Below are 20,967 nucleotides of genomic sequence, written 5' to 3' on the forward strand. Positions count from 1 at the left end.
AGTCTACGGCGCGGGCTCCGTGTGGGGTTCGGTGCCGTGCAGGGCCTCCTCACCGGGGGCGTCCTCGTGGCGGGCCAACCGCATCCACACCACGAAGCCCCACGCCACGAACGCGCCGTACACCAGGTACAGCACGGCCGAGGGGATGAACCCGGAGTGCCAGAGCAAGGGCACACCCACCAGGTCGACGGCGATCCACAGCAACCAGAACTCCACCCACTGCCGGGCCATGGCGTAGGTGGCCAGGATGGAGCCCACGAAGATCCAGGCGTCGGCCCAGTAGTACCAGTCCGGCGCCGGCCAGCCCGCGCCGATCTGCCGGAACACCCACTGGCACAGCACGATTCCGACCAGCCCGAAGAGTCCCAGCTGCACGCGCTGCGCCGCGGTGGCCCAGCGGGGCGTGAACGGGGCGGTCTGCCCGGCGGCGCGGCGGGTGCGGCGCTGCTGGCTCCACATCCACCACCCGTAGACGCTGGTGATGATGAAGAAGACCTGCCGCGCGGCCTGACCGGCCAGGGTCGTGTCCTGCGGGTTGGCGAACCACACCCCCGCGAAGACGGTGAACAGCAGGGCGTTGCCGATGATGCCGGCGGGCCAGGCCCACACGCGGCGGCGCATGCCGCCCAGTGCCGAGGCGAAGCCGAACAGGTTGCCGATGATCTCTCGCCACAGGATGGTCCACGGGCCGATGGCGAGCTCGGCGGCGAAGAGCTGTTCCAGGAGGTTCACCGGGCGTCGGACCGCCAGGTTCCCTTGGCCCGGCGCAGGGTGGCCGCCGTGTCCACGGCCGCGAGCGCGGCCTCGGCACCCTTGTCCTCCGTGGAGCCCTCGAGGCCCGCCCGGTCCAGCGCCTGCTGCTCGTCGTCGCAGGTCAGCACACCGAACCCGATGGGGGTGCCGGTGCGCACGGAGACGTCGGTCAGCCCGGAGGTGGCCGCGTGGCAGACGTACTCGAAGTGCGGCGTGCCACCGCGGACGACGACCCCCAGGGCCACCACGGCGTCCACGTGCGGCGCGATGCGGGCAGCGGCCACGGGCAGCTCGAAGGAACCGGGCACCCGCACCACCCGCGGGGTGATGCCGAGCTGGCCCAGTGCCCGCTCCGCCCCGGCGAGCAGGCCGTCCATCACGTCGTCGTGCCAGGAGGCGGCGACGACGGCGACGCGCAGCGGCAGGGCCCCGTCCGCGCGGTCGGCGGCGAGCTCGCGCTCGAGGCGCAGGGCGATGGCATCAGAGGGGGAACCGGTGGCACTCATGGGATCTCCTGGGGATGAGGGACGGTGCGGGAGGGGTCTGGTGGGTGTGTGAAGGACATCGCTGGCAGCACCCGCGGGGGGTCCTTTCCACGGTGGCGCGTCCGGGGCCGCGCATCAACCCATGGCGGGTGTGATCTGTCACGTCACACCCAGGTCCGCCGGCAGCGTGTGCCCCATCCGATCCCGTTTGGTGCGCAGGTAGGCGAGGTTGTGCGGGGTGATCCCCACGATGCTGGGGCGCGTCGCCACGACGTCGACCCCCAGGGAACGCAGGGCGGCGATCTTGTCGGGGTTGTTGGTGGTCAGTTCCACGCGCTCCACGCCGAGGTGGGCCAGCATCGCCGCGGCCACGGCGAAGTCGCGGGTGTCCACCGGCAGACCGAGCTCGTGCTGGGCGTCCACCGTGTCGGCCCCCGCGTCCTGCCGGGCGTAGGCGGCGATCTTGGCCGCCAGCCCCACGCCGCGCCCCTCGTGGCCGCGCAGGTACAGCACGATGCCGGAGCGCGCCCGGGCGTCCGCGAGCGCGTCGTCGAGCTGCGCGCCGCAGTCGCACCGCTGTGAGCCCAGCGCGTCACCGGTGAGGCACTCGCTGTGCAGCCGGACGGGCACCGGGGAGGCGGTGGGGTGGGCCCGCGGACCCTCGGCCGTGCTGTTGCCCGGCGCCCCGGGCGCGGCCAGCGCCAGGTGTTCCACCCCGGTGAGCCGGTCGGTCAGGGCGTGCACGGTGAACGGACCGTGGGCGGTGGGCAGCTGGGCGACGGCCACCGCATCGAGCCGGTCGTGGACCGCACGCCACCGCCGCAGCGCCTCGATGGTGAGCACCGGCAGGTCGTGTGCCGCGCCGAGCTCCTGCACGGCGGGCGCCCGCATCATCGAGCCGTCGTCGTGCACCAGCTCGGCGATCACGCCCACCGGCTCCAGCCCCGCGAGCCGGCACAGGTCCACGGCGGCCTCGGTGTGCCCGGCGCGCTCGAGCACCCCGCCGTCGCGGGCACGCAGGGGGACCACGTGCCCGGGGCGGATGAGGTCGGTGGCGAGGCTCCCCGCATCGGCCAGGGTGTGCAGGGTGTGCGTGCGGTCGGCGGCGCTGATGCCGGTGGTCACGCCCTGTGCCGCGTCGACGGTGACGGTGTAGGCGGTGCGGAAGGGGTCGGCGTTGTCGCGGACCATCAGGGGGAGGTCCAGCGCGTCGGCGCGGGCGGCCGTCATGGGGGCGCAGACGTAGCCGGAGGAGTGGCGGATGGTCCACGCCATCCACTCCGGGGTGAGGGTCTGCGCCGCCAGGACGACGTCCCCCTCGTTCTCGCGGTCCTCGTCGTCCAGCACCAGCACCGGGCGACCGGCGCGGAGAGCCTCCAGGGCAGCGGCGAGCGGCGCCGGGTGGGCGGTCATCGCGCGACCCCCAGCAGCTTCTCGGTGTACTTGGCCAGCACGTCAACCTCCAGGTTCACCGGGCTGCCGACCCCTGTGGCGCCCAGGGTGGTGCGGGCGAGGGTCTCGGGGATGAGGCTGACCTCGAGCCAGTCGGTGTCGGTGCCGTCCGGCGCATCGGTGCCCACCCCGCTGACGGTGAGCGACACGCCATCGAGGGTGATCGAGCCCTTGTCCACCACGTAGCGCGCCAGCTCGGCGGGGATGGCCACGCGGACCACCTCCCAGCGGTCGCCGGGCGTGCGCGCGAGGACCGTGCCGACGCCGTCGACGTGCCCCTGCACGATGTGGCCGCCGAGCCGCCCGTCCACCCGCACGGCGCGCTCCAGGTTCACCGGGCTGCCGACGGTCAGGGCGCCGAGCGAGCTGTGGGTGAGCGTCTCCGGCATCACGTCGGCGGTGAAGGTGTCGGCTGCTGCTGGATCGCCCGGAGCGGTGCCCAGGTCGGTGACGGTCAGGCAGACCCCGTTGACGGCGATCGAGTCGCCGCGGGCTGCGTCACTGGTGACCAGGGGGCCGTGCACGGTGAGGCGGATGTCGTCGCCCGCCGGTTCCATGGCCTCGATGCGGCCGAGCTCCTCCACGATTCCGGTGAACATCAGGCGGCTCCTTCGGGGGTCAGCGTCAGGCGCAGGTCGTCGCCCAGGCGGGTCACGTCATCGAGGCGCCAGCGGTCAAGGCCGGCGATGGTCCCGATGCCGAGGTCGCCGGTCAGGGGCGCACCGGAGCCCAGCAGGGCGGGGGCCAGGTGGTGGACGAGGCGGTCGACGAGGCCGGCGCGCAAGAAGGCCGCGGCCAGGGTGGGGCCGCCCTCGAGCCAGGCGTGGTGGATGCCGCGGCCACCCAGGGTGGTGAGCACCTCGGCGGGGTCGTGGGTGGGCAGCAGGAGGGTCTCGGCGACGTCGTCGAGCAGGCGGGCCGATGCGGGGAGCTCGCGCGTGCCGACCACCACCCGCAGCGGCTGGCGGGCGGGCGCCCCCTCGGCGACGTGGAGCAGCGCGAGCGCCGGGTCGCCCTCGGGCAGGCGGACGGTGAGCTGGGGGTCGTCGGCCAGGGCGGTTCCGGTGCCCACGACGACGGCGCCGGCGGTGGCGCGCTGGCGGTGGACGTCGAGGCGCGCCTGCTCGCCGGTGATCCACCGGCTGGTGCCGTCGGCGGCGGCGACGCGGCCGTCGAGCGTGCTGGCGAGCTTCAGCGTGACCACGGGGCGACCGAGCCGGGCCGATGCGGTGAACCACTCGTTCAGGGCGGTCGCCTCGCGCTCCATCACCCCGGTGACGACCTCGACCCCCACGGCACGCAAGTGCTCGGCGCCGCCCGCGGCCAGCGGCGTGGGGTCCGGCTGGGCGATGACGACGCGGGAGACACCCGCATCGAGCAGGGCCTGGGAGCACGGCCCGGTGCGGCCGGTGTGGTTGCACGGCTCGAGGGTGACCACGGCGGTGGTGCCCGGGGGCAGCTCCCCCGCATCGGCCAGGGCGGCGGTGAGGGCGGCGACCTCAGCGTGGGGCGTGCCGGCGCCCCGGTGCCAGCCCTCGCCCAGGGTGCGGCCGTCCGCATCGAGGAGCACGCAGCCGACGCGGGGGTTGGGGTCCACCGCGGGGCCGCGGGCAGCGAGTTCCAGCGCACGCCGCATCGGGGCTTCCCAACGGGGCGGGAGCGGCGGGGTGCCGGCGGGGCTCAACAGCGGTCCTCTCGGTGGTCACGGGCGGACCGTCGGTGGACGGCCCGGTGCACCGGGGGCTTCGCTGGAGCGGGAGCAGGACGACGCCTCGTGGGACCACGAGGCGCGTCGAGACTCTCGCCACGACGACAGGTCACCGCTGAGCGGCGACGCACGTGTGCCTTCCATCCGGACTTTCACCGTCGGTCTCGGAATTTCACCAAGTCAACCGTCCGCTGGCTGCGGACGGGTCGCGGACTCTCACCGCCGGTTCGGACTTGCACCGACCCCGGAACACGTGGGGCCCACAGTACTCCTCGCCGGTGTGGAACGCTGGGCCACGTCCGACCCGTCCCCGCCCCGAGCCCAGGAGCAGCCATGGCCACCGACCTCACCCCCGCCCCGCAGACCGATGAGGTGCTGTTCGGCATGCGTGACGGCATCGCCCGCATCCACCTGAACCGCGCGAAGGCCCTCAACGCGCTGACCACGGACATGTGCGCCGCCATGCTGGACCAGCTCCGCGCCTGGCGTGACGCCAAGGGCGACGAGCAGCCCCGCGCCGTGGTGGTCTCCGGTGAGGGCGAGAAGGGCTTCTGCGCCGGCGGCGACATCAAGGTGCTGCGCGAGTCCGCCACCTCCGGTGACCTCAGCGGCGCCAACGAGTTCTGGACCACCGAGTACACGCTCAACCAGCTGATCGCGGACTACCCGATCCCCTACGTGGCGCTCATGCACGGGGCGGTGATGGGCGGCGGCATCGGCGTGAGCGCGCACGGGTCGCACCGGCTGGTGGCCGCCGACGCGAAGGTGGCCATGCCCGAGACCGGCATCGGCCTGTTCCCCGATGTGGGCGCCCTCCACCTGCTGGCCCGCTCCCCCCACGAGCTGGGCACGCACGTCGCCCTGACCGGGGACCGCTTCACCGGCGCCGATGCGGTGATGCTCGGCCTGGCCGATGCGGTGGCCCCCGCCGAGCTGCTCGACGCGGAGGCCGTGGTGGACCGGCTGGCCGGTGGCGAGTCGCCCGACGACCTGGTGGCTGCCGCCCGCGAGGCCGGTGGGGAGCCCGAGTCGCCGCTGGCCGCGCAGGCCGAGTGGGCCGAGGCGGCCTATGAGGGTGAGGCTGCTGGCGCCATCCTGGAGCGCCTCCGCGGCAACGACTCCGAGGGTGCGCAGAAGGCCGTGAAGCTGCTGGAGACGCGTTCGCCGTTGTCGGTGGCCGTGACCCTGGCCGGCATTCGCGCCGCCGCCGGGGACACGCTGGCCGGTGTGCTGGAGCGCGACGGGAAGATGGCCACCGGCATGGTGCTCAGCGGTGACTTCGCCGAGGGTGTGCGCGCGGTCCTCATCGACCGGACCAACGACGCCGCGTGGCGCCACCCCAGCATCGCCGAGGTGCCCGCCGAGGACGTGAAGACGGTGATGGCGGGCGAGAAGCTGGCCTGAGCCCCGTCAGCCGTCACCGAGGCCCGCACCGGTGCGGAGCTCGCCAGGGCGGGTTCGAGGGGTGGTCGCAACACCGTTGGTGTTGAGGAGTTTGGGATGCCTGGTGGTGTGTCGTTCGAGATGGTGCCGGCGCGTGCTGAGTTGTTCTGGAAGGCTCGGGCGATGGGAGTGCCTATCGCGCAGATCGCTGCGGACTTGTCGTGGTCAGAGGCTGGCTTGAGGAAGTATCTGCGGCGTACCGGTGGGATCGGGCCGGATCCGTGGCGGGATCCGGATCGGGTGCTGACTTTGGAGGAGCGGTACCGGATCAAGGAGATGCTCCTGGAGGGGTGCTCGTTGCGGCACATCGGCCGGGTCCTGGACCGTTCGGCCTCGACGATCTCCCGGGAGGTCCGGCGAGGTGGTGCCACCGCGACCAGGCGCTGGCAGTACAGCCCGGCGATGGCGCAGAGGGCGGCGTGGGTGGCCCGGCGCCGCCCGAAGCCGTTGAAGTTGACGGCCAATCCGGTGCTGGCCCAGGCGGTGCAGGACGGGTTGGACGAACGGTTGTCACCCGAGCAGATCGTGGGACGCTTGCGCCGTGAGCACCCTGATGACCCGGCTTGGCACGTGAGTCACGAAACGATCTACAAGACCTTGTACCTGCAGGCCCGGGGCGGGCTGAAGCGGGAGTTGAAGGCCCTGACGCGCACGGGTCGCACGGTGCGCCACCCGCGCCGTAAACCGGACGAGCGACGGGGTCGGGTGGCCGGGATGGTGTCGATCTGGGACCGGCCCGCCGAGGCACTGGACCGGCAGGTCCCGGGCCACTGGGAAGGCGACTTGATCATCGGCAAGGCCGGCGCCTCAGCGATCGGGACACTGGTCGAGCGGCACTCGAACTACCTGATCCTGGTGCACCTGGACCCTGACCTGCCCCGGGTCGAGGCGACCGTGCAGGGTTTGGTCGCCAAGCTCGGTGAGCTGCCCGAGACGTTGAAGCGTTCCTTGACCTGGGACCAGGGCAACGAGATGGCCCATCACCAGCAGGTGACCGACCTGACCGGGGTGCAGGTGTACTTCGCCGACCCGCACGCCCCGTGGCAGCGAGCCAGCAACGAGAACACCAACGGACTGCTGCGGCAGTACTTCCCCAAGGGCACCGACCTGTCAGTCCACTCCCAACTCGACCTGGACATGGTGGCCGACCAGATGAACCGCCGACCCCGCAAACGCTTGGAGTTCGCCACCCCACAAGAGACACTCGCGGAGTACCTGTTGCCATGACCCCTTGAAACCGCCCAGTCGAGTTGCGCACCGGTGCGGAGTTCAGTGCCGGCGGCAGCGCGAGATCAGCACCGGTGCGGCACGGCCCGGGCGTCATCGGCGGAGCCGCGACCGCAACTCCTCGCTCAACTCCACCTCGATCGGCAGGTCCTCCAACTCGGTGGCCGTCACGGTCAGGCCGCGGTGCGCGGCGCGCCGGGCCAGGTCCGCGAAGTGGAAAGCGGTTGCATCGTCCTGCGTCATGTCGCCCCACGGCTCGTCCGGGCCCGTGACGACGAGGGAATCCTTCACGATGCCCTCCTCGGTCACCTCGCTCCACGCCGCGGTGGTCCCCCACCCGCGGTCGTCCAGCAGCAGCACCCGTCCCCCGGAGACCTCGGCCCAGAGGTGACACGAGCAACCGGCCGTGCCGTCGGGTCCCGGATCGCTGGCGACCGTCACCACGAGACGCTCCAGCACGCGCTTCACTGGCGGCGCAGGGTCAGGCCCTCGCGGATGGACGTCGGGTCGTGGTGGTCCACGTCGCCCTCGGGCAGGTGCTGGAACGGCTCGTCACCCTTGCCGCACGCGATCAGCACGTCGTGCTCGCGCGCCTCGGCCACCGCGGCCAGCAGCGCCTCGCGCCGGTCGATGATGATGCGCGTGTCCGCAGCATCCGCACCGGCCATGACCTCATCGGCGATGGTCACCGGGTCCTCGCCGTACGGGTCGTCCGTGGTGATGATGCCGACGTCCGCGATGCGGGAGACCACCTCGCCCATCAAGGGCCGCTTGGCCGCATCACGCTCGCCGGCCGCGCCGTAGACGCAGAGGAGCCGCCCCCCGGCCATGTCCGCGATGCGGCGGGCCACCGTGAGCACCATCTCCAGCCCCACCTCGGTGTGGGCGTAGTCCACCACCGCCGTGAATCCGTGCTCCGCAGCCTCCGGAATGCGCTGGAAACGCCCCGGCACCTGGCCCAGGCCCCTCACCGCATCGACCACGGCCACCGGGTCGTGCCCGCACTCCAGCGCCACGGCCACGGCACCGGCCACGTTCAGCGCGTTGTAGTCACCCACCAGCGGCGGCTCCAGGCGCAGGTCGCCGTGCCCCGGGGTGCGCAGCGTGAACTGCATGCCCTCCAGGGTGAGGTCCGTACCCGTGATGCGGTAGTCGGCGTCCTCGGAGAAGCCGAAGGTCAGTGCCCCGGGGAACTCCTCGGCCAACCGGCGGCCGTACTCGTCGTCCACATTGGACAGTCGCGGCCCCTCGGTGCGCTCGAAGAGCTGGCGCTTCACCTGGAAGTAGGTCTCCATGTCGCCATGGATGTCCAGGTGGTCGCGCGTGAGATTGGTGAAGATCGCCGAGGCGTAGTCCACCCCCGTGACGCGATGCAGCTCCAGGCCGTGGCTGGAGGTCTCCAGCACCGCGTCGCTCGCCCCCGCATCGGCCATGCGGCGCAGGTTCTCCTGCACCAGCGGCGCCTCGGGCGTGGTGCGCATGGCCGGGCGCGCCACCCCATCGATGATGACCTCCACCGTGGTGGACAGACCCACCTTGCCCGCCCCCAGGATCCCGGCGAGCAGGTTGTACAGCACGTAGCTGGTGGTGGTCTTGCCGTTGGTGCCGGTGATGCCGTGCACCCGCATCGAGCCGCTGGGGTTGCCCTGCACGGCCGCAGCCAGCAGACCCAGCGCCTCGCGCGCGTTGGGCACGACCACCACGGGCAACGGCCCGGCGGCCTCCAGCTCGGCGATCTGCGGGTCGGCGTCGCGGTCGTCCTGCGTGGGCCACGCCCGCTCGGCCACCACCAGCGACGCCCCGCCGGCCAGCGCAGAGGCAGCAAAGCGCAGGCCGTCGCTCTTGAAGCCCGAGACGGCCACGAACGCCGCACCCGCCCCCACTGCCCTCGAGTCGTGCGTCACCGCCGTGATGCCGGGTGACCCGGCAAAGGCCTGGGGCACGTCCTGGACGGGGAGGCGCAGGGCGGTCGCGACGTCGGCTCGGGTCAACACCCGGTCAGAGTAGGCCGATCAGGGCGGTGACGCAGCACCCGCCTCAGGCGAAGGGGTTCGACGGGTCGGCACCACCAGCGGCGCGGGTCCCCGCATCGGCCGGGTTGGAGGAGGTCTCCTGCACCGGGGCCTGACCCTGCTGCTGCTGCGCAGCGGCCTGCTCCTGCGCCACCTGGGCGCGCACCTGGTCCATGTCCAGGCCCTTCACGGCCTCGAGGACCTCGTCCAGCGCGCTGGCAGGCATGGCGCCGGGCTGGGCGAACACGCCGATCTGCTCCCGGAAGGCCATGGTGGTGGGCACCGACTGGATGCCCAGGGCGCCGGCCAGCTGCGGCTGGGCGTCGATGTCGACCTTGCCGAACACGATGTCCTCGTGCTTCTCGGAGGCGGCGTCGTAGACGGGCGCGAACTGGGTGCACGGGCCGCACCAGGTGGCCCAGAAGTCCACGACCACCATCGGGTTGTCCTTGATGGTCTGCTCGAAGTTCTCGGTGGTCAGTTCAACGGTGGCCACGGGTGCCTCCTCGGGGTGCTCGGGTGCCGTCCGATGTGGAGGACGGCCTGGTCTGGGGGCGACAACCGTGCTGCCACGACCGTTGTTCCCGCGCTGTGGCCCGCATCACTCCCGCCGGTTACGGTGCCTGCATGAGTGACCACACCACCGCCGACCGGCCCGGCGTCCGCCGGAGCACCGCCCGCGAGCTGCACCGCATCGCCCTGGAGCGCCAGACCGAGGGGCGCGTCCCCGCCCTCTTCACCGGCGTGCAGCGCGGCGGCGAGCTGGTGTGGAGCGAGGGCATCGGCACCACCGGCGGCGGGCAGGGGCGCGACCGCGCGGCCACCGCCGACGACCAGTACCTGGTGGCCTCCAACACCAAGACCTTCACCGCCGTCATGATCATGCAGGCGCGCGATGAGGGGAAGCTCTCCCTGGACGACCACGTGGGCGACCACCTGCCCGGTGGCACCCCCTCCCCGGCGCACGGCGCCACCATCCGCTCGGCCCTCGCCCACGTCTCGGGCATGCAGCGCGAGCCGCACGGCGACGTGTGGGAGACCCTCGCCTTCCCCGATGCGGAGCAGCTCGTCCAGGACTACGCACAGGCCGAGCGGGTGGGCCCCGCGCACACCCGCTGGCACTACTCCAACCTCATGTACTGCCTCCTGGGTGAGGTGGTGGCCCACCTCGACGGCCGCAGCTGGGCCGAGTCCCTGCAGGCGCGGCTGCTGGACCCGCTGGAGCTGCGGCGCACCACGGTGGGCTTCTCCGGGGCCGGCGTGCAGGGCTACTTCGTGCCGCCCTTCAGCGACGTCCCCCTCATCGAGCCCGTGCCGGACTTCCGCGGCACCGCACCCTGCGGCGGGCTGGCGTCCACCCCATCGGACATGGCGCGCTGGTCGGCCTTCGTGGCCGACCCCGACGAGGCCGTGCTCGCACCGGACACGCTCGAGGAGATGACGCAGCCGCAGGCCGTGGTCGACCCGCGCGGGTGGACCGCCACGATGGGGCTGGGCTTCTTCCTGATGCGGCGCGACAAGCGCATCTGGGTGGGCCACACCGGCGGGATGCCGGGCCACATCACCGGCGTGTTCACCCACCGCGAGTCCGGCACCGGCGGACTGGCGTTCATGAACAACTCGAACTCGCCCGACCCGGCGGCGCTGGCGATCGACCTGGGCGAGGCGCTGGAGTCCGCCGAGCCCGTGGCCGGCGAGCCGTGGGAGCCCGGCGAGGCGGTGCCAGAGGAGCTCACCGGAGTGCTGGGCCACTGGTACACCGAGGGCGCCCACGTGGTCTTCAGCGTGCACAAGGGGACGCTGGAGGCGCGCATGGCCGGGGCGCCCAAGGAGGCCCCGCCGGCGGTGTTCGAGCGGGTGGAGGCCGACCTGTACCGCACCGTGTCCGGCCGCGAGCGGGGCGAGTGGCTCCGCATCCGCCGGGACGATGAGGGGCGCGTGCGGCTGATGAACTGGGCCACCTACCTGGTCACGCGGGAGCCGTTGGCCTTCGGCGAGCAGCCGGGCTGACGGGGCGGGCGGGGCGCCCGCCGGTGGCTGGTGGCTGGTGGCTGATGGCTGGTGATCAGTCCAGCGCGGGCGGAAGCAGCACCCGCGGGCGCCGCTCGGTGAACCACTGGTCGGCCAGCACCACCAGGTGCAGCAGCACGCCACCCAGCAGCAACCCGGCCACCAGGTCGGTGACCCAGTGGAAGCCCAGCCACCAGGCCACCCCCACCGTGAGCAGCACGGTGCCCGCCCACGCGACCAGGAGCGCCCCCCGGGCACCCCGCCCCAGCTGCAGGTGGGTGCACAGCAGATACACCGCGGCACCGTAGATGAGCACGGCCTCGGCAGTGTGCCCCGAGGGGTAGCTGATCCCCTGCCAGCCGGTGCCGTCGAGCCTGCCCACGAAGAAGTGTGGGTCTTCCATGGCCGGGGTCCCGCGGGCCAGCAGCAGCTTGAGAGTTCCTACGCCGCCGAAGAAGGCGGCCTCCACCAGCAGCACCATGCGCAACGGCTCCCACGAGCGGGCACGCCACCCCAGGACCGCGGCCGTGAGGGCCAGCACCGGCACGGCGACGGCCTGCCCGGCGAGGGCGTCCAGCATCAGGAAGAGGTCGGTGGCGTAGGGGGTGTGCTCCTGCGACCAGTACCGGTGGAGCTCGCGGTCCAGGGGGAGGAGCACCCCCATCGAGAGTGCGGTGAGCACCACGAACGCGGCGGAGAGCACCGGCAGGCTGGCGGCACGGCGCAGTAGGGGCACCCGGCGGACGTTAGTAGCGTGGGGCCATGCGCGCCATCGAGGGGGATCTGCCCACTGCCGGGTTCTACGCGGACTTCGCCGAGCACGAGGCGGTGGACTCCCCGGTGTTCCGCGCGTGGGCGCAGGGGGTGGCGCAGGACGGCGAGGTGTTGGCGCTGCTGGGGGAGCTTCCGGAGGCCAAGCGGCAGCCGAACCTGGTGTTCGCGGCGGCGCGCTGGCACGGGGCGGACACCGCGGAACCGCGGTACGAGGCGCTGCGTGAGGTGCTGGCGAGCCGGTGGGCGGCGGTGCGCGCCACCATCGAGTCGCGGTCGACGCAGACGAACGAGGCGGGGCGGTGCGCGACGCTCCTGCCGGAGCTCGCCCGCATCGAGGGGCCCGTGGCGCTGCTGGAGGTGGGGGCGGCGGCGGGGCTGTGTCTGCTGCCCGACCGGTACTCGTACGAGTTCACGGTGTCTGGTCCCGCCGGGCCCGGTGGGCCCCCGGCGACCGATGGGTCGAGCGTGCGCCTCGACCCGGTCGACGGGCCCTCGCCGGTGGTGCTGGAGTGTGCGCTGACCGGCATCGAGCCGCCGACCCGCCTGCCCGATGTGGTGTGGCGCGGTGGGCTGGACCTCAACCCCCTCGACGTGGGTGACGACGACGCGATGGCGTGGCTGGAGACGCTGGTGTGGCCCGGGCACGAGGCCCGGCGGGAGCGGCTGCGGGCGGCGGTGGGGGTGGCGCGGGGCCTTGCCCGGGGCGAGGCGTTGCACCTGCGGCGGGGTGACCTGGCGGAGGACCTCCCGGCGTTGGTGGCCGAGGCGCGAGCTGCGGTGCCGGGGGCGACGGTGGTGGTGCAGCACTCGGCGGTGCTGGCGTACTGCTCGGCGGAGGTGCGGGAGCGGTTCGCCGAGGTGGTCCAGCGCCAGGCCGACGTCTGGCTGGCGAACGAGGGGTCGAGCATCCTGCCGGGCATGCCGGAACCGGAGCGGCGCCCGGCGTTCGTGCTGGCGCGCGACGGGCGGGCCGTGGCCTTCACCCAGCCGCATGGGGCGTGGGCGTGGGCGGTGTGAGCGGGGCGCGTCCCATCCCCCTTCCCCCCCGCATCCCCCGCGATTCTGCCTTCTCCTCGTCCAACCTGACGCGCGCACACGGGTCACGTTGGACGGGGAGAGGGCAGAACTGGGGGAGTGAGGGGTCAGTCGCGCAGGGGTGAGCCGACCACGCTGAACTGGCTGCCACCCATCTCACCGGAGAGCAGGGGCATGGCCTCCGCGATGGCGGCGCGCACCGAGTCGAGCTCCAGGGACGCCTGGTGCGCCTCCGCATCGGTCCACAACTCGGTGACGAACACGGTGTCGGGATGCTCGTCGTGCACGCCCACCTCGTACAGCAGGCAGCCGGCCTCCTCGAGCTCCGGGTTGCGGCGCGTGAGGATGGCCACCACCTCATCGCGCCGGCCGGGCTGGACTCCGAGGGTTCCCACGTTTGCGAAGGTCATACCGACAACGTAGCGCCGGGGGCCGACAACCTGCCCCGCTCGCTCAGCGACGAGCGATGGCGCCCACACCGGCACCGACGACCGCCGGGACGACCGCCAGCAGGCCACCCATGATGCTCAGGCCCTTGACGTCGTCCCACAGGATGGTGCGGTCGATGGGGCCGTCGAAACCCTGGGCCTGCAGGGCGCCGAGCACGCCGATCACCAGCCCCGCGACTGCCCAGATCACCACGGTTCCGAGGAACGAGCGGCCGCCCTTGGCATCCAGGAAGGACCACACCAGCGAAATCACGGCGATGGCGAGGAAGGCCACCAGGCCTGCTCCGAGGCCGGTGTCGCTGTCGGCGGAGGACCCGACGAGGGTCGTGAGCCACCCGGCGCCGGCGGCGAGCAGGACGGTGACCACGGCGCGGACGAGGACTGCGACAAGGGAGTTCATCCCGCCAGCGTGCCCGGTCCGCATCGAAAGGGCGATCCGCCCACGGGCGGGGGCAGGGTGCCGGTCCGGGCACGGCCCCACCGCGCGCCGCGCGAGGCTTACGTGACCGTGTTGTAGCGCGGTGGAGTGAGTCCCGCACGGGGTGGGTGGCCGTCGCGCGGACGAGCCGTCACTGACTGTTGCGCAGGTACCGCCCGAAGTGGGGCACGGTGAACGCGATCATCCCGCGCTCCGGGGCGTAGACCAGGCCCTTCTTCATCAACGCATCCCGCGCCGGCGAGAGGGACTGCGGCTTGCGGCCCAGCACCTCGGCCACCACGGACGTGGGCACCGCCTCGACCTCCTCCGCACGGGTCAGCGGGTCGCTCGATGCGGCCGCGGTACCAGGGGCAGCCGCCCCACCCGATGCGGGCGCGGCACCCGGGGCGACGCTCACCCCATCGGCCTCGCTCGCCACCTCCTGCTCGGCCACGGTGATCGCGGCCTCCGCCATGGCGCGCAGGTACTCCCGCTCGCCCGGCGTCGCCCGCTCGTAGCGCGAGCCGAAGAAGCCCACGGCCAGCTCCGACTCCGCGGTGGGCGCCGCCACGCGCACGTCCTCGGCGGTGATGGGCGACTCCGGCGCCAGGTCCCACACCTCCTTGCCATACGCCTGGATGAAGTACGGGTACCCACCGGTGGCCGCGTACATGGCCGCCAGCGCGTCGTCCTCCCACTCGGCCCCCTCGTCGGCCGCCGGGGCCTGCAGGGCGCGGGCCGCCTCCTCGCGGGCCAGCCGGTCGATGCGGTGATACCTGAACAACCGCTCGCTGTAGGACTTGCTGGCGCTCAGCACCGCCGGCAGGTGCGGCAGACCCGCCCCCACCACCAGCACCGGCAGCGCCTGCTGCCCGATCTCGTGGAACGCAGCGCAGACGGCCGACACGTCATCGGGGCCCAGGTCCTGCATCTCGTCGATGAAGATGCCTACCCCCTTGCCCACGTCGGCCGCCAGCCCGCCCACGTCGGTGAGCAGCTCGACCAGGTCGATCTCGATGTCGCCCGAGTCCGCGCGGCCGGAGACGGCCGGGACGTCGATGCCGGGGCTCCAGCGGTCGCGGAGCTTGGCGTTGGCAGGGGCGTCGCGCTGGGCGAAGGCCTTGACCACGCCGAGCACGTGGTCGACATCCTCCTGCTGCGGGTGGCCCAGCTCGCGCACCGCCGTGTGCAGGGCGCTGGCCAACGGGCGGCGCAGGGACTGGTCCGGGCGGGCCTCCAGCTTGCCGGTGCCCCAGTTGGCGCGGACCGCCTGGCCGCGCAGCGCGTTGAGCAGCACCGTCTTGCCCACGCCGCGCAGCCCGGTGAGCAGCACGCTGCGGTCGGGGCGGCCACGGCGGATGCGCTCGAGCACCACATCGAACTGGCGCAGGTACTCGTCGCGGCCGGCGAGCTCTGGCGGGCGCTGGCCCGCGCCGGGGGCGTACGGGTTGGTGATGGGGTCCACGCCGGCAGCCTATGGCCCCGTCGAGGAGTCTCTAGGGATTTCGGCAGAACCGGTTAGGCGGCGTCAGATGACGTAGGGCTCCCCCGCATCGGAGGTCATCGCCTTGCCCGCGGCGGACCAGGCCTTCATGCCGCCGTCGACGTTCACCACGTCGTAGCCCTGCGCCTGCAGCCACTGCACGGCGCGGCTGGAGCGGCCACCGGAGCGGCAGGTCACCGGCAGCGGGCCGTCGGTGGAGGGGTCCGGCAGCTCGTCGACGCGCTGCGGCACCTCGGCCAGCGGGATGTGGACGGCGTTCGGCGCGTGGCCGGCGGCCCACTCGTCGGGCTCGCGGACGTCCAGCACCACGGCGTCGTCGGGCAGGTCCTGCGGGGTGATCGGGGTGTTCATGCGCCCCAGCATCGCAGAGGTCGGGGCGGGCGGCGGGCGGCGGGCGGCATCGAACTCCGCACCGGTGAGGAGCTCGACCGGGCGGTTTCAAGGGGTCATGGCAACAGGTACTCCGCGAGTGTCTCTTGTGGGGTGGCGAACTCCAAGCGTTTGCGGGGTCGGCGGTTCATCTGGTCGGCCACCATGTCCAGGTCGAGTTGGGAGTGGACTGACAGGTCGGTGCCCTTGGGGAAGTACTGCCGCAGCAGTCCGTTGGTGTTCTCGTTGCTGGCTCGCTGCCACGGGGCGTGCGGGTCGGCGAAGTACACCTGCACCCCGGTCAGGTCGGTCACCTGCTGGTGATGGGCCATCTCGTTGCCCTGGTCCCAGGTCAAGGAACGCTTCAACGTCTCGGGCAGCTCACCGAGCTTGGCGACCAAACCCTGCACGGTCGCCTCGACCCGGGGCAGGTCAGGGTCCAGGTGCACCAGGATCAGGTAGTTCGAGTGCCGCTCGACCAGTGTCCCGATCGCTGAGGCGCCGGCCTTGCCGATGATCAAGTCGCCTTCCCAGTGGCCCGGGACCTGCCGGTCCAGTGCCTCGGCGGGCCGGTCCCAGATCGACACCATCCCGGCCACCCGACCCCGTCGCTCGTCCGGTTTACGGCGCGGGTGGCGCACCGTGCGACCCGTGCGCGTCAGGGCCTTCAACTCCCGCTTCAGCCCGCCCCGGGCCTGCAGGTACAAGGTCTTGTAGATCGTTTCGTGACTCACGTGCCAAGCCGGGTCATCAGGGTGCTCACGGCGCAAGCGTCCCACGATCTGCTCGGGTGACAACCGTTCGTCCAACCCGTCCTGCACCGCCTGGGCCAGCACCGGATTGGCCGTCAACTTCAACGGCTTCGGGCGGCGCCGGGCCACCCACGCCGCCCTCTGCGCCATCGCCGGGCTGTACTGCCAGCGCCTGGTCGCGGTGGCACCACCTCGCCGGACCTCCCGGGAGATCGTCGAGGCCGAACGGTCCAGGACCCGGCCGATGTGCCGCAACGAGCACCCCTCCAGGAGCATCTCCTTGATCCGGTACCGCTCCTCCAAAGTCAGCACCCGATCCGGATCCCGCCACGGATCCGGCCCGATCCCACCGGTACGCCGCAGATACTTCCTCAAGCCAGCCTCTGACCACGACAAGTCCGCAGCGATCTGCGCGATAGGCACTCCCATCGCCCGAGCCTTCCAGAACAACTCAGCACGCGCCGGCACCATCTCGAACGACACACCACCAGGCATCCCAAACTCCTCAACACCAACGGTGTTGCGACCACCCCTCGAACCCGCCCCGTCGACCTCAGCACCGGTGCGGGTCTCGGCACGGGGTGACAGGTGAACTCAGCACCGGTGCGGAACTCAAATGTCGGACAGCCTCCCGGCGCAACCGAACCCAGCACCGGTGCGGAACTGGGCCGCCCAGCTCGCGCCGCGCCGCGCCGCCGGGTCACTTCACGAACTTGGACGTGCTCCGGTCCGCCAGCACCTGGCCCCCGGTCTGGCAGGTCGCGCAGTACTGCAACGAGCTGTCCGCGTAGGTCACCTCGCGCACCACGTCGCCACACACCGGGCACGCCTCCCCGGTCCGCCCGTGCACGGCCATCCCCCCACGCTTGCCGTCCTTCAGGTCCTCCGGCGCCTTCCCCAGTGCCCGCTCCGTGGCCCCCACCAGCACCTCGTGCACCGCCTCGGCCAGCCGCCCCACCTGCTCGGCATCCAGCGACGCCCCCAACGCGAAGGGCGACAGCCGCGCCGTGTGCAGGATCTCGTCCGACCACCCGTTGCCGATCCCGCTCACCAGCGACTGGTCCCGCAGCACCCGCTTCACCTGCGTGCGCCGCCCGTCCAGCAGCCCGGTCCAGAACGCCAACCTCTCCTCGGTCGTCGTCGATGCGGTGACGCCCACCTCCCCCGTGGTCGTGTCCACCCCCACCAGCGGCGGCGACTCCAGCGGTGGGCGCAGGCTCACCGCATCGGGACCGAGGGAGGCGAGCCCCTCCACCGATGCGGGATCGTCCGTCAGGTACATCGCCATGCCCTTGCGTGTGCCCGCCTCGGTGAGGTCCAGCCCCGAGCCGTCGTCCAGGGTCAGGCGCACCGCCACCGGCGACTTCCCGCCGGGGCGCGGCCGGCTGCGCGGCACCTGGTCGTGCCAGGTGATCCACCCGGCGCGCATCAGGTGCACCACCACGTGGGTGCCGTCCACCACCAGGTCCAGGTACTTGCCGTACCGGCGCACGTCGTCCACCGGCCGCCCGTGCAGGGACTGCGGCAGCACGTCCACCGTCTTCAGCACACTGAAGCTCGCCAGCGCCAGGTCGGCCACCACCCGATCCGCCGTGCGCTCCCGCAGCGCGGCGGCCAGGCCCTCCACCTCCGGCAGCTCCGGCACGCCCGCCCCCTCAGCCCCGGCGTCCGAGGGCCGGCAGCAGGGCCCGCATCAGGGCGAAGCCGTCACCCCCGGTGACCACCGGCACGGTGCCCGAGTGCTTGCGCACCAACTCGGCGAGCGCCACCGGCACACCGCGGCTCAGCGTCTGCTCCAGCACGGTCAGCTGGCGGATGGCGATCGCCGCCACGTGCCGCCGGTGCGACTCGGCGAACTCGTCGTAGATGCCCGGGTCGTGCTGGCCGTCGTCGCCCACCAGCACCCAGCGCACCTCCGGGAACTCCTCGGCGAGCCGCTCCAGGTGGCGGGACTTGTGCTCGCGCCCGGACCGGAACCACCCGGTGTTCGTGGGCCCCCAGTCCGTCAGCAGCAGCGCACCGGACGGGAACTGGTGCCGCTGCAGGAAGCGGTGCAGGAAGGGCTGGGTGTTCCACGCCCCGGTGGACAGGTAGAACACCGGCGCGCCGGGGTGCTCGGCCAGAACCGCCCGGTAGGCGTCGGCCATGCCGGGCACCACGTCGCGCGCCTGCTCGGTGAGCACGAAGGTGTTCCACGCCGCGATGAGGGGGCGCGGCAGGTGGGTGCTGATCACCGTGTCGTCGATGTCGCTGACCAGCCCGATGCGGGCGTCCGGCTCGGCGATGTGCACGTCGGCCTCGGCCACCGCTCCCCCGGGGCACTCGAAGGTCACCCGGTGGGTTCCCGGCGCAAGCCCGTGGCCGGTGATCACCTGCTCCACGTACCCGCCCCGGTCGGCGCGGGCCATGATCGCCGCACCGCCGAGGGTCACCTTGACCGGCACCCCCGCATCGGGGGCGCTGATGAAGGCGCGCCAGCCGCGGCGGCTGAGGAACTGCTGCACGTCCTGCACCGGGCTCGGCAGGGGGGAGTCACCCACCGGGCGGCGCAGCTGGATGCGGGCGTACACCCGCGCGAACTCGGTGGTGCCGTAGCCGGTGAAGCCGGCGGGCCGCGGGAGCCACCCGCGAGCCCGCAGCACGTCGGCCACGTGACCGCGCAGGCGGTTCTCCCACCGCGCCGCGTAGTGCGGCTTGGCGGTGGGCAGCGGCTTCTCAGTCACGGAGCTGGGAGTCGCGCTTGCCGTACATCGCCTCGATCTCGTCCTTGAAGTGCTCGGTGACGATGTGGCGACGCACCTTGAGCGAGTTGGTGATCTCCTCGTTCTCCAGCGTGAAGTCGCGCGGCAGGATGGTGAACTTCTTGATGCCCTCGGCCTTGCTCACCGACGCGTTGGCCTTGTCGACCACCTTCTGGATGGCGGCACGCACCTGCTCGTCCTCGGTGAGCTCGGCGGCGGGCACCACGTCGCGGTGGTGGTGCTTGAGCCACTCGGGCAGCTGCTCCTGGTCGAGGGTGATCAGCGCCATCACGGTGGGACGGCCGTCGCCCACCACCATGGCCTCGCTGACGAGCCGGTGGGAGCGCAGGATGTCCTCGAGCGGACCGGGGGCCACGTTCTTGCCCGCCGCCGTGACGAGGATGTCCTTGGCGCGGCCGATGATGCGCAGGAAGCCCTCGTCGTCCATCTCCCCGAGGTCACCGGTGGACAGCCACCCGTCCTCGGAGAGCACCTTGGCGGTCTCCTCGGGGTTGTTCTCGTAGCCGGCGAACACGTGGCCACCGCGCACCTGCACCTCACCCTCGGAGGTGAGCCGGGCCTCGAACCCGGGGAGCGGGACGCCCACGGTGCCGATCTTCTGCATGGAGGGGCGGTTCACGGTGGCCGCAGCGGAGGTCTCGGTGAGGCCCCAGCCCTCCATGATGTTCACGCCCATGCCGCGGAAGTAGTGGCCCAGGCGCTCACCCAGGGCAGCACCACCGGAGATGGCCCACTTGAGCTCGCCACCGAAGGCGGCCTGCACCTTGCCGTAGACCAGCTTGTCGAAGAGCTTGTGCTTGGCGCGCAGCACCAGCGGCACGCGCCCCGCATCGAGCGCCTTGGAGTAGTCGATGGCGGTCTGGGTGGCCGCGGCGAAGATCTTCTCCTTGCCGCCCTTGGTGGCCTTGAGGTGCGCGGACTCGTAGATCTTCTCGAACAGGCGGGGCACCGCGAGCACGAAGGTGGGCTTGAACTCCGGCAGGTCCTTGGCCACACGAGCGATGTCGGTGTGCCCCGTCCGGGCGCCCGCGCCGATGACCGCGTAGTGCACCATGCGGCCGAACACGTGGGCCAGGGGCAGGAAGAGCAGAGTGGAGGACTCGTCCTCGAAGAGCTCCGGCAGCCCCTCGTAGGCGGCGAGCACCTCGTCGAGGAAGGCGCGGTGGGGCAGCATGCAGGCCTTGGGGCGGCCCGTGGTGCCGGAGGTGTAGATGAGGGTGGCGAGCGTCTCGCGCGAGAGACCCTCGCAGCGGCGGTCGATCTCGGCCTGCTCCACCTCGGCGCCGCCGGCGATGAGCTGGTCGATGCCCTCGGTGGTCTTGGCGTCGACGGCCCAGACGCCCTTGAGCTGGGTGCCCACCTGCTCCGCGGCAGCACGGGCGGTGCCGGCCAGGGCGTCGGACTCGGTGAGGGCCCAGGTGACGCGGGAGTTCTCGATGATCCACGCCAGCTGGTCCACCGAGCTGGTCTCGTACACCGGCACCACGACGGCCCCGGTGGAGAGGATGGCCAGGTCCAGCAGGGCCCACTCGTACCGGGTCTTGGCCATGAGCACCACGCGGTCCTCCGGCTCCACGCCGGCAGCGACGAGGCCGCGGGCCACGCTGTTCACGTGGTCGAGGAACTGCTGGGAGGTGAGGTCCACCCACGACTGGCCCTGCCGGCGGCTGATGAGCACACGGTCGGGGAACTCCTCGGCGGTCCCGTGCAGGAGGCCGGGCAGGTGCTGCGGTGGGTTGTCCTTCCACCAGCTGGTCATCATCGACTGGGACATGGTGGCAGCGTACTGGGGTCTGACTCCCCGCCGCCGCCGT

The 20,967-nt window shown here is 72.3% G+C and carries 21 protein-coding genes and 1 riboswitch; of the genes, 4 read left to right on the plus strand and 17 right to left on the minus strand.

Annotated features, from left to right (window positions below; genetic code table 11):
* Positions 1-3: 3 nt before the first annotated feature.
* The 5 genes from ACEY2A_RS08785 to ribD all read right to left on the minus strand — a co-directional run bounded on the left by ACEY2A_RS08785 (position 4) and on the right by ribD (position 4,326).
* On the minus strand, positions 4-732 hold the full coding sequence (locus ACEY2A_RS08785) for a nicotinamide riboside transporter PnuC (protein ID WP_374928227.1): 729 nt from the start codon (positions 730-732) through the stop codon (positions 4-6).
* Positions 729-1,259 carry a 6,7-dimethyl-8-ribityllumazine synthase gene (gene ribH / locus ACEY2A_RS08790; RefSeq protein ID WP_374928228.1) on the minus strand — a complete coding sequence of 177 codons (531 nt, stop codon included), beginning with the start codon at positions 1,257-1,259 and terminating at the stop codon, positions 729-731. The genes ACEY2A_RS08785 and ribH overlap by 4 nt, the downstream gene beginning before the upstream one ends.
* Positions 1,260-1,397: 138 nt before the next feature.
* Positions 1,398-2,651 carry a 3,4-dihydroxy-2-butanone-4-phosphate synthase gene (ribB, locus tag ACEY2A_RS08795; RefSeq protein ID WP_374928229.1) on the minus strand — a complete coding sequence of 418 codons (1,254 nt, stop codon included), beginning with the start codon at positions 2,649-2,651 and terminating at the stop codon, positions 1,398-1,400.
* Complete coding sequence (locus ACEY2A_RS08800; protein ID WP_374928230.1) at positions 2,648-3,289, minus strand: riboflavin synthase; 642 nt, start codon at positions 3,287-3,289, stop codon at positions 2,648-2,650. Before ACEY2A_RS08800 ends, ribB begins: the two co-directional genes overlap by 4 nt.
* A complete protein-coding gene (gene ribD / locus ACEY2A_RS08805) occupies positions 3,289-4,326 on the minus strand; it encodes a bifunctional diaminohydroxyphosphoribosylaminopyrimidine deaminase/5-amino-6-(5-phosphoribosylamino)uracil reductase RibD (RefSeq protein ID WP_374928231.1) in 1,038 nt (345 codons plus the stop codon). Before ribD ends, ACEY2A_RS08800 begins: the two co-directional genes overlap by 1 nt.
* Positions 4,327-4,526: 200 nt before the next feature.
* A riboswitch (FMN riboswitch) is annotated at positions 4,527-4,654 on the minus strand.
* Between the two features lie 77 nt (positions 4,655-4,731).
* Between ribD and ACEY2A_RS08810 the strand changes: the two genes are divergently transcribed.
* Together ACEY2A_RS08810 and ACEY2A_RS08815 are read left to right on the plus strand one after the other, a co-directional pair.
* Positions 4,732-5,802 (plus strand): enoyl-CoA hydratase/isomerase family protein, encoded by a 1,071-nt coding sequence (locus ACEY2A_RS08810; protein ID WP_374928232.1) that lies wholly within the window; start codon positions 4,732-4,734, stop codon positions 5,800-5,802.
* 279 nt (positions 5,803-6,081) lie between these two features.
* A complete protein-coding gene (locus ACEY2A_RS08815; RefSeq protein ID WP_374928233.1) occupies positions 6,082-7,068 on the plus strand; it encodes an IS30 family transposase in 987 nt (328 codons plus the stop codon).
* 93 nt (positions 7,069-7,161) lie between these two features.
* Here the strand turns inward: ACEY2A_RS08815 and ACEY2A_RS08820 are convergent, their stop codons facing one another.
* From ACEY2A_RS08820 to ACEY2A_RS08830, 3 genes are read right to left on the minus strand one after another with little or no spacing between them, the layout of a single operon-like run.
* On the minus strand, positions 7,162-7,536 hold the full coding sequence (locus tag ACEY2A_RS08820) for a hypothetical protein (protein ID WP_374928234.1): 375 nt from the start codon (positions 7,534-7,536) through the stop codon (positions 7,162-7,164).
* Positions 7,533-9,062 carry a UDP-N-acetylmuramoyl-L-alanyl-D-glutamate--2,6-diaminopimelate ligase gene (locus ACEY2A_RS08825; RefSeq protein WP_374928235.1) on the minus strand — a complete coding sequence of 510 codons (1,530 nt, stop codon included), beginning with the start codon at positions 9,060-9,062 and terminating at the stop codon, positions 7,533-7,535. Before ACEY2A_RS08825 ends, ACEY2A_RS08820 begins: the two co-directional genes overlap by 4 nt.
* A gap of 43 nt (positions 9,063-9,105) precedes the next feature.
* Complete coding sequence (locus ACEY2A_RS08830; RefSeq protein WP_374928236.1) at positions 9,106-9,576, minus strand: thioredoxin family protein; 471 nt, start codon at positions 9,574-9,576, stop codon at positions 9,106-9,108.
* A gap of 131 nt (positions 9,577-9,707) precedes the next feature.
* Between ACEY2A_RS08830 and ACEY2A_RS08835 the strand changes: the two genes are divergently transcribed.
* A complete protein-coding gene (locus ACEY2A_RS08835; RefSeq protein WP_374928237.1) occupies positions 9,708-11,090 on the plus strand; it encodes a serine hydrolase domain-containing protein in 1,383 nt (460 codons plus the stop codon).
* 55 nt (positions 11,091-11,145) lie between these two features.
* On the opposite strand, the gene ACEY2A_RS08840 is transcribed toward ACEY2A_RS08835, so the two are convergent.
* On the minus strand, positions 11,146-11,826 hold the full coding sequence (locus ACEY2A_RS08840) for a phosphatase PAP2 family protein (protein ID WP_374928238.1): 681 nt from the start codon (positions 11,824-11,826) through the stop codon (positions 11,146-11,148).
* Positions 11,827-11,852: 26 nt separating this feature from the next.
* Between ACEY2A_RS08840 and ACEY2A_RS08845 the strand changes: the two genes are divergently transcribed.
* Positions 11,853-12,881 (plus strand): DUF2332 domain-containing protein, encoded by a 1,029-nt coding sequence (locus tag ACEY2A_RS08845; protein WP_374928239.1) that lies wholly within the window; start codon positions 11,853-11,855, stop codon positions 12,879-12,881.
* A gap of 125 nt (positions 12,882-13,006) precedes the next feature.
* Here ACEY2A_RS08845 and ACEY2A_RS08850 read toward each other — a convergent pair whose 3' ends face one another.
* From ACEY2A_RS08850 to ACEY2A_RS08885, 8 genes are all read right to left on the minus strand, one after another.
* Positions 13,007-13,309: a putative quinol monooxygenase gene (locus tag ACEY2A_RS08850; RefSeq protein ID WP_374928240.1), complete on the minus strand. Its 303-nt coding sequence runs from the start codon at positions 13,307-13,309 to the stop codon at positions 13,007-13,009.
* A 43-nt stretch (positions 13,310-13,352) separates the two neighbouring features.
* The gene (locus ACEY2A_RS08855; protein WP_374928241.1) at positions 13,353-13,748 is read right to left on the minus strand and encodes a hypothetical protein; all 396 of its coding nucleotides are present in this window, start codon (positions 13,746-13,748) and stop codon (positions 13,353-13,355) included.
* Positions 13,749-13,917: 169 nt separating this feature from the next.
* Positions 13,918-15,231 carry an ATP-binding protein gene (locus tag ACEY2A_RS08860; RefSeq protein WP_374928242.1) on the minus strand — a complete coding sequence of 438 codons (1,314 nt, stop codon included), beginning with the start codon at positions 15,229-15,231 and terminating at the stop codon, positions 13,918-13,920.
* Positions 15,232-15,294: 63 nt separating this feature from the next.
* Positions 15,295-15,621, minus strand: coding sequence for a rhodanese-like domain-containing protein (locus ACEY2A_RS08865; RefSeq protein WP_374928243.1), 327 nt, complete (start codon positions 15,619-15,621; stop codon positions 15,295-15,297).
* 95 nt (positions 15,622-15,716) lie between these two features.
* Complete coding sequence (locus ACEY2A_RS08870; RefSeq protein ID WP_374928233.1) at positions 15,717-16,703, minus strand: IS30 family transposase; 987 nt, start codon at positions 16,701-16,703, stop codon at positions 15,717-15,719.
* A 388-nt stretch (positions 16,704-17,091) separates the two neighbouring features.
* Positions 17,092-18,036, minus strand: a complete 945-nt coding sequence (locus tag ACEY2A_RS08875) for a DNA-formamidopyrimidine glycosylase family protein (protein ID WP_374928244.1) — start codon at positions 18,034-18,036, stop codon at positions 17,092-17,094.
* Between the two features lie 10 nt (positions 18,037-18,046).
* Entirely contained in the window at positions 18,047-19,114 is a 1,068-nt protein-coding gene (locus ACEY2A_RS08880) for an App1 family protein (RefSeq protein WP_374928245.1), read from the minus strand.
* Positions 19,107-20,927 (minus strand): AMP-dependent synthetase/ligase, encoded by a 1,821-nt coding sequence (locus ACEY2A_RS08885; protein WP_374928246.1) that lies wholly within the window; start codon positions 20,925-20,927, stop codon positions 19,107-19,109. The genes ACEY2A_RS08880 and ACEY2A_RS08885 overlap by 8 nt, the downstream gene beginning before the upstream one ends.
* Between the last annotated feature and the right edge of the window lie 40 nt (positions 20,928-20,967).

The organism is Kytococcus sedentarius (genome assembly GCF_041937525.1).
GTDB lineage: Bacteria > Actinomycetota > Actinomycetes > Actinomycetales > Dermatophilaceae > Kytococcus > Kytococcus sedentarius_A.